Raw genomic sequence first — 14,369 nt, 5'->3', positions numbered from 1 at the left:
CTATGAACCTTTGCGTCTGCATTAAACAGGTACCGGATATTCAGGCCCCTTTTCGCATTATAGACGGCCACTTGCGGTTTGATGTAGCACGTTATGTGCCTAACGCGTACGACGCTTCGGCTGTCGAGGGCGCCTTGCAGCTTATTGAACAGCACGGCGGGAAAGTCGAGGTGGTCTCGATTGGCCCCCCTGAAGTCTCTGAAACCCTTCGTAAAGCCTTGGCCATGGGGGCTCTAGCAGCCTACCACATCGAGGCCGACCCAACCGGCTGGGATGCTGACGCAACCGCTGCTGTGCTTGCAGCCTTCTTTCAGCGCCGCGCCTACGATGCCATCTTTACCGGTAAGCAGTCCCAGGATACCGACGCCGGGCTCATTGGCCCCATGCTGGCTGAGCGGCTGGGATTGCCCTATGTGAGCAATGCTGTAGGCCTGGCTTATGAAAACGGCCGTCTCGTAGTTACCCGTCAAGGCGACATTGGCCGAGAAATTATTGAACTCACGCTGCCCGGCCTGGTGACCATTTCCAACGACATGAACACCCCCCGTATTCCATCGATTCGGGGCATCATGGAAGCGCGCCGCAAGCCTATCGAGCGGCTTACGCTTGCCGATTTAGGTCTTTCGACCAATCACCTCACGCCTCGGGTGTACGTAACCGGCTATCGTCCACTGCCGCCGCGGCCTCCAGGTCGCCGGCTTGAAGGTGAACCAGCCAACGTCGCAAGAGAACTCCTTCGTTTGCTCCGTGAAGAAGCCCGCGTACTTTAAAGCATGCTTACCTACCTCTGCCACATTACGGTTCAAAACGAGCGCCCAACGCGAACGACACTCGAAGTGCTCACGCATCTACGCCGTCTGGCTTACCGAGACCATGCCCGGCTGGCTGCTTGCGTGCTGCACCCAGAAGCAGCTTCTGTGGTCGAGGCGCTTAAAGCTTACGGTGTCGAACAGGTTTACCTCATCCGGCATCCCCTCTTCAAGCAGCACCTAAACGCGCCGGTTATTGCGGCCCTAGAAGCAGTGTTTAAGCAGGCAAAGCCGGCTTTGATGGCGTTTGCTTCAACAGAAGCTGTAAAAGACGTGCTCGGCGCCCTGGCTACACGCGTGGGCGCTGTCGCCGTCCCCGACGTCTCAGCATTTGACTTTGGTTCAACGTTTACAGCAACGCGTCCAGTGATGGCTGCACGCGCATTGGCCGACGTAACTGTAGCTGACCAACCGGTGCTGGTTTCGGTTCGTGCCGGGGCTTATCAAGCCCAGCCTGCCGAAACGTCCGTAGAACCTGAGCTGGTTGAGATCCCTTTGGAAATCGACGCCGCGGCACTGCGCGCTACGCTACGTGAGGTGATCACAGGAGCAACAGGCCAGCTTGACCTCTCAGAGGCTTCCATTGTAGTGGCAGCTGGACGCGGTGTGCGTGACGAAGCCGGCAAGCAACTCGTTGAAGCGCTTGCACGCGAGCTGGGCGCTGCCGTAGGCGCTTCGCGTGCAGCTATCGAAAGCGGACTTTTCCCGGCTTCGCTCCAGATTGGCCAAACTGGCAAAGTCGTCTCGCCCATCCTATACATTGCTGTAGGCATCTCGGGTGCCATTCAGCACGTGGCCGGCATGGCAGGCAGCCAGATCATCGTCGCAATCAACAAAGATCCCAATGCCCCGATTTTCAACCTCGCTACTTATGGAATCGTGGGCGATCTATACCAGATCCTCCCTATTTTGATCGAGGAAATTCGCGTCCTTAAAACCTAATGGAAACGGATCGTTTTGGCTGTATCATTGTAGGCGGGGGCGTCGCAGGCCTCAGCGCGGCTATGGTGCTAGCGCGCCACGAGGTGCCCTTTCTTTTGATCGAGCGCGGGGCATACAGCGGCGCGAAAAATGTTTCGGGAGGCGTGCTCTGGGGCACCGACCTAGCCCGACTGGTGCCTGCATACTGGAACGACCCAGAGGCCGGCTTCGAGCGCTTTATTAACCATCGGCGACTGACCTTTCTGGATGAGCAATCAGCCTTTTCGCTCGACTTTAAGTCCTCGCACTACGAATCGCCTCCCTACATGGGTGTTACTGTGCTGCGCGCTGTATTCGACCGCTGGCTGGCCAGCAAAGTGCAGGAGGTCATCGACCAAAGCGCTTGTGCCGACGTCTCCCTTTTGGTTTTTGACGTGTTGGTCGAGCGCCTGCTCACGCAAGATGGCCGCGTGATCGGCGTCGAAGCTGGTGGCGAGCGCTTTTACGCCGACTGCGTCATTCTAGCCGAAGGCGTCAATAACCTGCTCACCCGACAAATTGGTCTGCAGGCCGACTACGTTCCGGCCCACTACATGGCTGTAGGTGTCAAGGAAGTGCTCCGCTTCGACGAAAGGGTCCTAGAAGATCGGTTTCAGCTTTCTGGGCGCAGCGGACTAGCCAACGAGTTCCTCGGTGCGATTACCGAAGGCGTTGAGGGCGGTGGCTTCCTCTATACCAATCGCAACACGGTGTCTATTGGTTTGGTGCTCGGCATAGCCGATCTAGCACGCCAGCATAAAACCCCCTATGAGCTATTGGACCGCTTCAAAAGCCACCCCGTAATTGCCGATATGATCCGCGGGGGTGAGGTGGTCGAATATGCGGCACATGTCGTCTCTACAGGCGATCTGCGGGCCATGCCGCGCGAAGTGTATGCCGATGGCGTGCTTGTGGTCGGTGAAGCAGCCAATCTGTTGCTCAACACCGGGAGAGCCATTCAAGGCATGGACTTCGCCATGCACTCAGGCATCCTTGCTGCTGAAACAGTCCTTGAAGCGCGCGCGGCAGGAGATTTTTCGGCTGCTACATTGCAACGCTACCGAGAGCGCCTCGAGCAAAGCTACGTGCTGCAAAACATGCGGAACTTTCAGGCGGCTGTCCGTTTGCTCCATGAGCCGGTGATGCGAGAGCGCCTGCCCCGCCTGGCGTGCGACCTGGGTCGCGCTGTTTTTCAGGTAGAAAACCGCCCAACCCCCAAGCTGCGCCAGATCATACGCGACGTCGCAAGACGCCACGGCTCTCCACTAGAACTGCTTAAACTTGCCTATCGCGCTTGGAAAGCCCTCTAAGCCATGACTATCGCCGAACGCTTGGGAAAGGTTAACTATCGCAACCAAGACCGTCGGGATGCCCACCCGCACATCTTGGTCGATACCAGCATTTGCAACACGGTATGCCCACACAAGGCCACAACTTACGTGTGCCCAGCCCACTGCTACGTGCGCGATGAAGCAGGACAAGTACAGTTCCAGTTTGAAGACTGCATAGAGTGCGGCACGTGCCTGTACGCCTGTGACCAAGGTGCCGTCACGTGGAACTTTCCGGATCCCGCACAGGGCCGTGGCGTGAATTGGAATTACGGCTAACCTTAGGAAAAGATGAGCACATTCCCTTTTAACCCAGATGATGCCTTCCTCTTCGAATCGATGCTGCGCGAAGAGGATCGGCTGATCATGGAAGCCGCGCGAGAATACGCCCAAACGCATCTGGAACCCCGCGCTTTGGAAGGCAACCAGCAGGGCGTGTTTCACCGAGAGATTCCACGAGAAATGGGCGCGCTAGGATTGCTAGGGGCAACGATTGACCCTCAGTACGGTGGTGGGGGCGCTAGCTACACCGCCTATGGCTTAATTGCCCGAGAGCTGGAACGTGTGGATTCGGCCTATCGCTCATTCATGTCGGTGCAGTCGTCGCTGGTGATGTTTCCCATTGAGAAGTACGGTACGGAAGAACAAAAGCGAAAATTTCTGCCTAAACTAGCTGCTGGCGAGCTGATTGGTTGTTTTGGCCTGACCGAGCCCAATCATGGCTCTGATCCGGGCTCCATGGAAACAACGGCCCGGCGCGTAAGCAATGGCTGGATACTCAATGGCACCAAGGCCTGGATCACGAATGCCCCCATTGCAGATCTTGCGGTCGTCTGGGCGCGCGCCAAAACGCACCCGGGCGACGAGGGCGAAATTATGGGCTTTATTCTGGAGCGGGGCATGTCTGGCCTTTCAACGCCAGAAACCCCAAACAAAATGTCGCTACGCGCTTCGTCAACAGGAGAAATCGTGATGGAAGACGTGTTTGTGCCCGAAGCCAACGTGCTTCCAGGCGTTCGCGGCTTGCGAGGTCCTTTCTCTTGTCTCAGCAACGCCCGCTACGGTATTGCCTGGGGGACGGTGGGAGCAGCTGAAGACTGTTACCGGCGCGCGCGGCGCTACGTATTGGAACGCACGCAGTTTGGCTATCCACTGGCAGCGATGCAGCTTATCCAAAGCAAGTTAGCCTATATGCTTACCGAAATCACCCAGATGCAACTGTTGGCCTTTCGCCTAGGCCAGCTGGCTGACGAAGGCAAGATTACACCGGCCCAAATTTCCCTGGCCAAGCGCAACAATGCTGCCAAAGCCTTGGAGATTGCGCGCATGGCGCGGGACATGCACGGTGCCAATGGCATTGTAGGCGACTATCGGGTGATTCACCACATGGTCAACCTTGAAAGCGTCAATACCTACGAGGGTACCTACGACATTCACGGGCTTATCCTGGGACGAGAAATCACCGGTATTCAGGCTTTTGTGCCCCGTGGAAATGACCTCCGACAACCCCAACCGACATCTTCTATGCAGTCTTAAAGGGTTAAAATAATGCCTTGATTTTCATTTTTTGGTTAGTGTACTTTGGGGCGTGTTTGGGAAACTGCATGTTGTTTTGGGAACTGCATGTATGGTGTCGTTGCTGCAGCGAATAGGGCCTTTGGCGTTGCTGGTAAGTCTTATTGCAGCTACCTTGCTTTTGAAGCATGGCACATCATCGTCTTCTTCAACCATAGAGATCGATACAACGGCCGCTCGGCAACGCTACGGGTTTTATTTCAAAGAGGTGGCTAAAGCAATAGGGATCGACTTCGTCCATACGGTGCCTACTTTTGACCGCCGCTTAGCGCACATCATGCCTCAGATTGCATCGATTGGGGCTTCGGTCTCGGTAGTGGATTTTGATCGCGATGGCTGGTACGACCTTTACCTAACCAACAGCGGAGAGGGCAGCCAGAATGCCCTTTACCGCAATTTAGGCAACGGTCGCTTTGAAGATGTTGCAGCTCTGGTAGGACTAGCGGATGTTAACCGTCCGGGTACCGGCGTTTCGGTAGGTGCTGTTTGGGGCGACTACAACAACGATGGTTACGAAGACCTTTTCCTGTACAAGTGGGGCCGTCCGGAGCTGTTCCGCAATGAACAAGGACGCACTTTTACACGGGTAACCGAAGAAGCTGGCCTGCCTGCTTGGGCTAATATTGGAGCAGCCACTTGGCTAGACTTCGACAACGATGGGTATCTTGATCTTTTCTTTGGGGGTTTTTATCCAGAACAGCTAAACCTTTGGGAGCTGCCGCACACAGCCATTATGCCAGAAAGCTTCGAGTATGCGCAAAATGGCGGCCGCAAGTTCCTCCTACGTAACCGAGGTGACGGTACCTTTGAAGACGTCTCATACCTGTTAGGTCCAGATACGCACCGCTGGATGCTGGCCGTAGCGGCTGTAGATGTTCAAGGAACGGGATACCCTGATTTGATCATTGCCAACGACTACGGGGTCGACGAGCTGTACCTTAACGATAAGGGCACAGGCTTTCGGGCAGCTGGCGCAGCCAGTGGAATCGGCTTTATCCCTAAAAGCGGGATGGGTGTTGCGGTGGGCGACATTTTTAACGATGGCCGCCTGGCGTTGTACATTTCCAACATTTTTGAAGATGGCATTTTGCTCCAAGGAAACAGCTGCTGGGTACCGCGTACCTCTACTCCGACCCCTACCCCCCAGTATGTTAACCTAGCCCGTACACTCAACATTGAACAAGGCGGCTGGAGCTACGGTGCGCAGTTTGGGGACCTAAACAACGATGGCTATCTCGATCTTTTTTTGACAAACGGGTACATTTCTGCTCACCCCAGCGAAAGTTACTGGTACGACTTTTCTAAAATCGTAGGTGCACATAAAGCCATTATCCAGGATGCACGCAACTGGCCCGCTATGCGTGGACGTAGCCTAGCAGGCTACCAGCCCAAGCGGGTGTGGCTCAACGATGGAAGCGGACGCTTTTGGGATGTGGCCCAAGAGGTGGGCGTACGCGAAACATACGACGGTCGCGGTGTAGCCTTAGTGGACTTGTGGAATCGCGGCGTGCTAGATGTCGTTGTGGCGCACCAGAACGGCCCGGTTCTCGTCTATCGTAATATGGCTGACCCGCTACACCAAGCCTGGATTGCGTTCGAGTTGGAAGGACGCCTCAGCAACCGCAGTGCCTTTGGAGCGGTGGTCACGGTTTACTGGAATGGACAGCAGCAACGACAACCTGTAATGGCCAGTAGCGGCTTTGCTGCCCAAAACATGCGCCGGCTTCATTTTGGTTTAGGCCAGGCTACCCAGGTCGATAGCGTTGTGGTACGCTGGCCCTCTGGGCACACCCAAACCCTGGTGGCTCCTGCCCTGCGCACCATACATCGCTTACATGAAGCGCTAGATGGTGTATAATGGCTGCACTTGTACAAAAGTTCTCTGGCTTACAAAGCCGCCTGCGGTACGACAGCCGCATGACGGCCCCGCTTTTTATTACCCTGATCTTACTTACAGGGCATTTCTCTTTTGGCATCTTGGAAAGCCTATGGCAGACGCTGCTGGCTATTGGGACCGCTGTTGCTGCAGAAGTAAGCCTAAGCAGGCTATTTCGTAAGCGCTGGCCCCACCTAGCCAGTGCTTATATTACTGGCATCAGCGTAGGCATTCTGGTGCGTACACCATACTACTGGCCTTTTGCCCTGGGCAGTTTGCTTTCGATCACTTCTAAATATGCCCTCCGCTTTCGCAACCGCCACCTGTGGAATCCGTCCAACTTTGGCATCTGTGCCTTGCTGTTTCTAGCTCCTGAAGCCGTAGCCCATCTAAGCATTCAATGGGGCAATCATCTCTGGCCAATGCTGGTTATCTGGATTCTCGGATCAATCATTATCGGTCGTCTAAAACGCTTCCATATTTGTGCCACCTATGTGATCAGCTTTATTGCACTTGCCTGGGTGCGCACTTGGATTACAGGAGACGCCTTTTTGGCCGAGCTAGCGCCGCTGACCGGGCCAATGTATCAGCTTTTTGTGTTCTTTATGATTACCGATCCTAAAACGACGGTCTCATCTCGTGCAGGCCAAATGCTAGTTGCCTTTTTAGTGGCCCTGGTGGAAGCCGTCTTACGATTGGCGCATGTCGTACATGCACCGTTTTACGCTCTGTTTATGGTAGGCCCTATAGCTTTATTCATCGAATTGCTTATGCAGCAATACCGGCTTGCGCCAGTTGCAGCCCAGCCCGCAACCACAACATAAACCTTTTAAGCCATGCCCCACATCAATCTACCCGAATTGCCTGGCATCCGGGCACTCTTGACAGCCTTTCCCCAAACAGGTCGCCCACTGATTGAACTCGCTGAGGCACTTCTGCGGGGTCCCTCTCCCCTTACCCCTGCCGAACGGGAACTCATTGCGGCCTACGTCTCTTCCCGCAATCGGTGCTTTTTCTGCACGCAATCACATGCTGCTGCCGCACGCCACCTCTACGGCGAGCAAAGAGACCTGGTTGACCGCGTGCTCCACAACGCCTCGCTTACAGGGCTTAGCCCTAAGATGCAAGCCCTACTCCAGATTGCTGCTAAAGTCCAAGCTAGCGGACAACACGTAAGTGAAGCCGACATTGCGCAAGCCCGAGCTGCTGGAGCTACCGACCAAGATATTCACGACACGGTGCTTATTGCTGCCGCGTTTTGCATGTACAACCGCTATGTGGACGGCTTAGCAACTTGGGCTCCTCAGGATCCAAAGTCCTATGAAGACATGGGGGCTGAGCTGGCCCAGCGAGGCTATGCGAGCCGCTACAAATCGCAATCCCTTACTTAGGGTAATGGCCGGCTTGCTTTCCAAAAGCTGGAAAGCCGCCCATCAAGTTCCCGTAAGAAAGCGACTGCGTTGAGTGGACGTGTTGTGTCGGCCAAAGCAGTTTCGTCGAAATCTAAAAGCGGACAAGCAGTTACTTCCTCAGCTACCAGTGCCCGACCTGTACGTGTATTGCCTTCCTCCAGCTGCAGCTGCTCCACAGGTACCCGCGGCTTCGCATAAGGGCGTGCTTGCTCAAGCAGTTTGGTTGCCAACGTTTGTTCCCCTCGCTGCCAAACCAGGTAGGCTTTGAATACATAAGCCGGCACACTGCGAAAGTTGGCAGCAAGCACCTTATCTAACAGCACCTCAGCTTCTTGGAAACGCCTTTCCAGCAGAGCTACTTCGCCTAGACGCAACAAGGGTCCGGTGGTTTCTTTGTTAATGGCTAGCGCCTGTTCGAAGGCTACCTGGGCGGCCTTAAGGTTAAATAGCGGACTTTGGGGATAACAGAGATGCAAACGCCCAATTTGCATATAGGCTCGCTCGCTTTGCGGGTGCGCCTTAGTCATGCGCTGCCAAACCTGATAGGCATCTTCTAGACGTCCTAATTCCAAGTAGGTGTTGCCTAGATGGTAGAGGGTGTTTTCATGCAGGCTATCGAGTGCTAAAGCTTGCTGGTAAAGCGCCAAAGCTGCCTCTAGCTCCCCCTGTAAGCGTCTCTGCGTAGCCTCTCGGTAAAGCGTCCAAAAACGCACAATGCGAGCGCGCTCAGCAGCCGTTGTATCCGCCGAAGCTGTAGAATCAACCTGAGAGCTACAAGCACTACTGAGCAACCATACAACAACGCCGAGGCTCCATCCTATTGGGAAGCATGCCTTCATAATGCAGGGGATTCAACGATGAGGATACGTTGACGCGCTGGAACGTGCTCAAGGCGCTGACGCTTTCCATTACAGGGCCAGATCACCTCCACCGTATCCACTACAGCGGCCTCTCCCAGACCAAAATGCGCCACATATGAATTTTGGGATAGGTAAGAACTCTGCGCTCCAATCTGCTGCACCTGCGCGCTATTGCCTACCACAACGCGCACCCAAGCACCAAGCGCCATGCGATTGCAAGAGCGGCTTTCCAGTGCTACCTGAAGCCAGCTTTGCTGGCTACCGCCTTCATTCCGCAGAAGCACGCCCCGAGTGCCATGATTGACCACAAAAAGGTCAAGGTCGCCATCCCGATCGTAGTCGGCAAACGCAGCTCCACGACCTACAAACAACGAGTCGAAATAGCTGCCACTGACGGCCGAGACGTCGTAGAAGCCATCTGCACCCCGATTCCAGAAAAGTAAATCTTTTTGGGGGACCAGGAGCTGTGGCCGGTCGCGTTGCTGCAGGGTACTGCCATTGGTGACAAATAAGTCGGGGCGGCCGTCGTTGTTATAGTCGAAAAAGAAAGTCCCCCATCCTACATAGTCTAGCGAGATTTGCCCCAACCCGTAACGATCCGCCTCATCCCGAAACAGCAGTTTTCCTTCTTCGCGTATTAGGTTGGTATAAAAAGCATTCTCCTGTGCGACCCAATGGGTGAGAAACAGTTCGAGATCACCGTCGCCATCCCAATCGCCTACGGCAATCCCCATTGAGCTGCGATAGTCGGCCACCAGGGCGGGATAACTCAGGTCTTCAAAGGTACCATCTCCTCGGTTACGAAAGAACGCATTGTCCGACACGTCGTTGGCTACATAGAGATCGAGCCAGCCGTCCTGGTCTAGGTCTACCCAGGCAGCACTAAGACTTTTGCCCATGGGGTTGGCCACACCGGCACGGCTGGCCACTTCCGTAAACGTGCCGTCGCCATTGTTGCGAAAAAGTAGGTTGCGCTCGGGCTCGAAGGAGCTAGGATTAATTCCGGGTGGATTCTCGATGTCAAAGCCCAGGGCTGTGGGATCGTTTTCCATGGGAACGTAACGGACGTAGCCCGTGATGTAGAGGTCAAGGTCTCCGTCGTTATCGTAATCTCCCCAGGAAGCTCCCGTCCAAAAGCCTTCAAATCCGCTCAAACCAGCCCTCTGGGTTACTTCAGTGAACGTGCCATCGCCGTTGTTGTGGTAGAGTACCAGTTCGCCAAAAGCCGTGACAATCAAATCGGGCCAGCCGTCGTTGTCGTAGTCTCCCCAGGTGGCTCCCATTCCCCAACCGCAGAATCCAACACGAGCCGTTTTGGTTACGTCTGTAAATGTACCATCGCCATTGTTACGAAACAGCCGGTTGCACGTGCCTGCTTTGCGCCCTTCATCACGAGTCATGGTGAGTGGCCCAATCGTATTGACTACGTAGAGGTCTTCCCACCCGTCTCGGTCATAATCACCCCAAGCAGCTCCAGAGCCCATGTCTTCCGGGATTTGACTTGTGCGCTGCCCTGAAAAGTGCCGAAAGTCAATACCTGCCAGATGGGTTACCTCTACAAAGGTAATCCGCGGATAGTCGGCAGGCAGCGTGCGCACCAGTCGAGCTTCAACGCCCTCGACACGCTCCCCAGGTCGATAGGGAGCTTCTTCGGTCTCGGTCATGCGCCAGACCACCAGGCCGCCACTAAGGGTTCCTACTAGGACGATGCCTGTGGCCATGAAAAGCTTGCGTTGACGTCGGGAGAGCATATTAGGGTGCTACAGCAATAAGCATGGAATCGACCGAGAGCTCTGTTATAGGAGCTGTAAGCGTAGTTTCCGGAAACAGAAAGTTGAGCAGGAATTGATTCACCTTGCGGTAGCAAAGCCGGGCTTTCACGTGCAACTGACGGGCCTCGTGCGGCACGGTGAACGTATAGCGTGCTCGGTCGGCATAGCCCGGAAACAAAGCCCGTTTGTAGCGCACCCCGACCATCTCCCAGAGGTTATGGCGATCGATCAGATTCCCGTAGCGATCCACGGGTTCTGCCTTAAAGGCAAAGGACCCCGGCTCAATAAAGTTGCGATCATCCAGTCGCCCACTGGCAAACACCTCTTTTCCGCGGTCATCGGTCACGCGCAGCTCAATCCACGACTGAATGATATCGAGCGGACCGGTAGGGAAATCATGGCCCGCCTTGTTGTTTAGCAGCGCTACCTCAAGCGTAAGCTGCTGCCCTGGGCGGACCTGCTTAGGTGCCAAGATTTGCACAGGAATTACTGGTCCACTACGCCACTTGTCTGCGATTTCAGGGATCTCAATTTCCCCCCTGAGCCACTTTTCAATAAGTTGCACGTGCTTCTTCCCGCCAGGCAGCTCCAGATGGGAAGGAATAAACTGGTTGGCCCCCAGGAAACGATGACTGCGGTGCTTGCCGTCGTTAGCAGCACGGTTGTAGTCTAATGCATCCCCGCGAGCTGGATCAAACGAATCCATGAGCGGCATGTGGCATTCGCGACATTCGATCGTCTTGGTAGGATCGCCTGGATGGTTCCAGCGGCTCTGACGCCAGTTGTCATACTGGTTTTGCAGCTGCACCCAGCCGACATTGTTGATTTCTTCGTCGACAAACTGCTTATGGCAAGCACCGCAAAATTCGGGGCTTTTGAACATCCGTCGACTTAGACTGGTAACGTGATGCTTAGGATAGGAACGAATTAAAAAGTTGCTGATCAGCACACCGATACCGCTGGTATCGCGCTCAAACAGGTAAGGCTGCGGGGCATGGATGACGTAATCGGCGTTACCCCGCACATCGACTTCCTGAATAGCATGGCAAACAACGCAAGAAACGCCCTCCCGGAAGCCGACCGGATTGGTCAGGTCGTCCTGAAATAGGTTTTTCGTACCGCTAAACAACGAAATCGGGTCATGGCAGCCGCCACAGTAACGCGTGGACTCGGCTCCGTTTTGCGTTCCCATCACATGCTGAATGCGTCGAAAGAGCGGATCCATAGCTGCATACCGATGCGCGCTCGGCTCCCACTCCTCGTAGATTTGCTCATGGCACCCCGATCGTCCACAGGAAGCCGATCCCCCCAGGACGTGAGCTGGAATAGCCTTGTTATTTACCGTACGGGCTAAACTGGGGGCAAAAGGCCGATCAGGACCATAGAGATAGCTGTAATCCTCAGGCAACTCCACGTACCGTGCCGGCGCGCGGTAGACATATGCTGCCGCCACTACCATCCCAAATAGGACAGCCGTCAGCAGGGTGATCACAACAGAAAACCGATGCTGGGCCACCAGTACAGGCTGAAGTACCTCGCGCTTGCGGGCCCGGTGGTCGCGCACCATGATCCACACCACATGCGGTACCACCGTGGCAATCAACGCGAACGTAGACCACAGGTGCACCCGACTCCAACCGTAATGAATGCGCGTGCCCCAAAGCGCCTGCACGGTTAACACCAACCCCGAAACAATAGCCACCACCACAGCCACCATGCCCGCATAACCCAACACCACCAGATGATTCCACGGTATGCGCCGGTAAATCCACCAGTGCCGGACTTGATACCAGAGATAAGGCAGCGTAAACACCAGTCCCCCCACCGTGTGCAACAGCACGATAAACTGACTGGGTACGCTAAAAGGCAAAAGATAAATGGCCAGTCCGCTAAGCGTCTCAAACAGCAACAATCCCCCTACACACCAAAGCAGACGATGCTGCCACTCGCGAACGCGGGGATGCTCGAGCTGCATGGCTTTGAATTTTTGTTTTAATGGCCAAAAATAAAATTAAGTTCTCTTTTGTATTTTTAATCCCTAAAGTACATCGCTTCAGACGCCTCGTCAAGGACTTTTTTCATTCCCCCTTGGACCTGCTCGGGCCCTTTCTTTCAACGCATGCAACGCTGAATAGGTATGCCAGAGGCGTTTTAGCCAGGACAGACCAGCTTTTAAAGCCAAAATCTTAGCTTTTCATTACATCTTAACTTTAAAATTAAATATTAAATCTCTTGACTTTTAAATAAATATAGGTTATAATCGTTGTCAACTTATTAAGTTAGGATGCTTCAAATTGTCAATCCAAACCGATGGAGTGCGTATGGCGCCCCCATTAATTGCCGAGATGCCGGTAGAAACCCGGCAGGAAGCCATTCAGCAGGTGTTCACGCTGATCGAGCGTGAGGAAATTCGCATGGTAGACATCCGATTTGTGGACTTTCTTGGTCAGCAGCAGCATTTTTCCGTACCTGCTGACCAGTTTGAGCCCGAGCATTTCGACGAAGGCGTCGGCTTTGACGGGTCTTCAATTCGCGGCTGGAAGAGCATTCACGAATCGGATATGCTGGTCATTCCGGATCCTACAACTGCCTTTGTGGATCCATTCTACCAGCACAAAACGGTTGTGCTCATTGGAGAAATCCATGAGCCAGGCACGCTGGAACCCTTTCAGCGCTGCCCACGCGGAATTGCCCGTCGGGCCGAGCAGTATCTAAAGCAGTCGGGCATTGCTGACGTTGCCTATTTTGGCCCCGAAGCAGAATTCTTCGTGTTTGACCATGCTTCTTTTGATGAAGGCCCCAACCATGCCTTCTACAAGATCGACTCTGAAGAAGGCGCCTGGAACCGTGGCCGGCACGACAGCCTGGGCTACAAACCAACCACCAAAGGGGGCTACTTCCCTGTACCGCCTACCGACTCGCTGCAAAATCTCCGAGCCGAGATGGTATTGCACATGGCCGCCATTGGCATCCCTGTAGAATGCCAGCACCATGAGGTAGCCTCTGGAGGTCAGTGCGAGATCGACTTCCGCTTCCAACCACTGCTTAAGTGTGCCGACACGTTGATGAACTATAAGTACATTGTCAAAAACACGGCTTGGAAGTACGGCAAGACGGTCACGTTCATGCCCAAGCCGATTTTTGGGGACAACGGCTCAGGCATGCACACGCACATGTCGCTCTGGAAAGACGAGCAGCCGCTATTCTACGGCGACAAGTATGCCGGCCTCAGCCAAGAGGCGCTGTGGTTCATCGGGGGCATTTTGCACCATGCTCCAGCGCTTATTGCCTTCACCAATCCCACAACGAATTCTTTCCGTCGCTTGGTACCAGGCTTTGAGGCTCCGGTCAATCTGGTCTACTCTGCCCGTAACCGAAGCGCGGCAATCCGCATCCCGGTTTATTCCAACAGCCCCAAAGCCAAGCGTATCGAAGCGCGCTTTCCGGATCCTTCCTGCAATCCGTACCTGGCCTTCTCAGCACTGCTACTGGCCGGACTAGATGGCATCCGCAAGCAGATTGACCCAGGCCAGCCGGTTGACAAAGACATTTATCACCTGTCGGCCGAGGAGCTGGCTGCATTACCGCAAGCACCCAAATCGCTTGAAGAGGCACTGGAAGCCCTAGAGAAGGACCACGACTTTCTGCTAGAGGGCGGGGTGTTTACAGAAGATGTGATTCAGGCCTGGATTCAGTACAAGTACGATAACGAGGTACAGCAACTCCGGATGCGGCCGCATCCGTACGAGTTCTCCATGTACTTCGACGTGTGAGGAC

General features: G+C 54.6%; 12 protein-coding genes. 9 read left to right on the top strand and 3 right to left on the bottom strand.

Translation table 11 applies throughout. The annotated features are described in order from the left end of the window. Window positions 1–2 precede the first annotated feature (2 nt). The 8 genes from J8E65_RS05910 (at window position 3) to J8E65_RS05875 (ending at window position 7,939) form a co-directional block, all read left to right on the top strand. The gene (locus J8E65_RS05910; RefSeq protein WP_210374677.1) at window positions 3–770 is read left to right on the top strand and encodes an electron transfer flavoprotein subunit beta/FixA family protein; all 768 of its coding nucleotides are present in this window, start codon (window positions 3–5) and stop codon (window positions 768–770) included. 3 nt (window positions 771–773) lie between these two features. Next, window positions 774–1,751 (top strand): electron transfer flavoprotein subunit alpha/FixB family protein, encoded by a 978-nt coding sequence (locus tag J8E65_RS05905; protein ID WP_210374675.1) that lies wholly within the window; start codon window positions 774–776, stop codon window positions 1,749–1,751. Beyond that, complete coding sequence (locus J8E65_RS05900) at window positions 1,751–3,079, top strand: FAD-dependent oxidoreductase (RefSeq protein ID WP_210374673.1); 1,329 nt, start codon at window positions 1,751–1,753, stop codon at window positions 3,077–3,079. Before J8E65_RS05905 ends, J8E65_RS05900 begins: the two co-directional genes overlap by 1 nt. Before the next feature lie 3 nt (window positions 3,080–3,082). After that, window positions 3,083–3,376: a ferredoxin family protein gene (locus J8E65_RS05895; protein ID WP_210374671.1), complete on the top strand. Its 294-nt coding sequence runs from the start codon at window positions 3,083–3,085 to the stop codon at window positions 3,374–3,376. Between the two features lie 12 nt (window positions 3,377–3,388). Then, window positions 3,389–4,633, top strand: coding sequence for an acyl-CoA dehydrogenase (locus tag J8E65_RS05890; protein ID WP_210374669.1), 1,245 nt, complete (start codon window positions 3,389–3,391; stop codon window positions 4,631–4,633). 91 nt (window positions 4,634–4,724) lie between these two features. Further along, window positions 4,725–6,530, top strand: coding sequence for a CRTAC1 family protein (locus tag J8E65_RS05885; RefSeq protein WP_210374668.1), 1,806 nt, complete (start codon window positions 4,725–4,727; stop codon window positions 6,528–6,530). Further along, complete coding sequence (locus J8E65_RS05880) at window positions 6,530–7,372, top strand: RnfABCDGE type electron transport complex subunit D (protein ID WP_210374666.1); 843 nt, start codon at window positions 6,530–6,532, stop codon at window positions 7,370–7,372. The genes J8E65_RS05885 and J8E65_RS05880 overlap by 1 nt, the downstream gene beginning before the upstream one ends. Window positions 7,373–7,384: 12 nt before the next feature. Further along, window positions 7,385–7,939, top strand: a complete 555-nt coding sequence (locus tag J8E65_RS05875) for a carboxymuconolactone decarboxylase family protein (protein WP_210374664.1) — start codon at window positions 7,385–7,387, stop codon at window positions 7,937–7,939. Here the strand turns inward: J8E65_RS05875 and J8E65_RS05870 are convergent. The 3 genes from J8E65_RS05870 to J8E65_RS05860 are packed head-to-tail and all read right to left on the bottom strand — an operon-like array spanning window position 7,936 to window position 12,567. Further along, complete coding sequence (locus J8E65_RS05870) at window positions 7,936–8,799, bottom strand: tetratricopeptide repeat protein (RefSeq protein WP_210374662.1); 864 nt, start codon at window positions 8,797–8,799, stop codon at window positions 7,936–7,938. The genes J8E65_RS05875 and J8E65_RS05870 overlap by 4 nt on opposite strands. After that, window positions 8,796–10,541, bottom strand: a complete 1,746-nt coding sequence (locus J8E65_RS05865) for a CRTAC1 family protein (RefSeq protein WP_210374660.1) — start codon at window positions 10,539–10,541, stop codon at window positions 8,796–8,798. Before J8E65_RS05865 ends, J8E65_RS05870 begins: the two co-directional genes overlap by 4 nt. A gap of 31 nt (window positions 10,542–10,572) precedes the next feature. Next, entirely contained in the window at window positions 10,573–12,567 is a 1,995-nt protein-coding gene (locus J8E65_RS05860; protein ID WP_210374658.1) for a multiheme c-type cytochrome, read from the bottom strand. Window positions 12,568–12,913: 346 nt separating this feature from the next. Between J8E65_RS05860 and glnA the strand changes: the two genes are divergently transcribed. Then, complete coding sequence (gene glnA / locus J8E65_RS05855) at window positions 12,914–14,365, top strand: type I glutamate--ammonia ligase (RefSeq protein WP_272491919.1); 1,452 nt, start codon at window positions 12,914–12,916, stop codon at window positions 14,363–14,365. Window positions 14,366–14,369 lie beyond the last annotated feature (4 nt).

Origin of the sequence: Rhodothermus bifroesti (assembly GCF_017908595.1) — a bacterium.
In the GTDB taxonomy this organism is placed as follows: Bacteria; Bacteroidota; Rhodothermia; order Rhodothermales; family Rhodothermaceae; genus Rhodothermus; species Rhodothermus bifroesti.
Note: the sequence above shows the minus strand (reverse complement) of the source record. Positions and strands in the feature narration are given on the sequence as shown.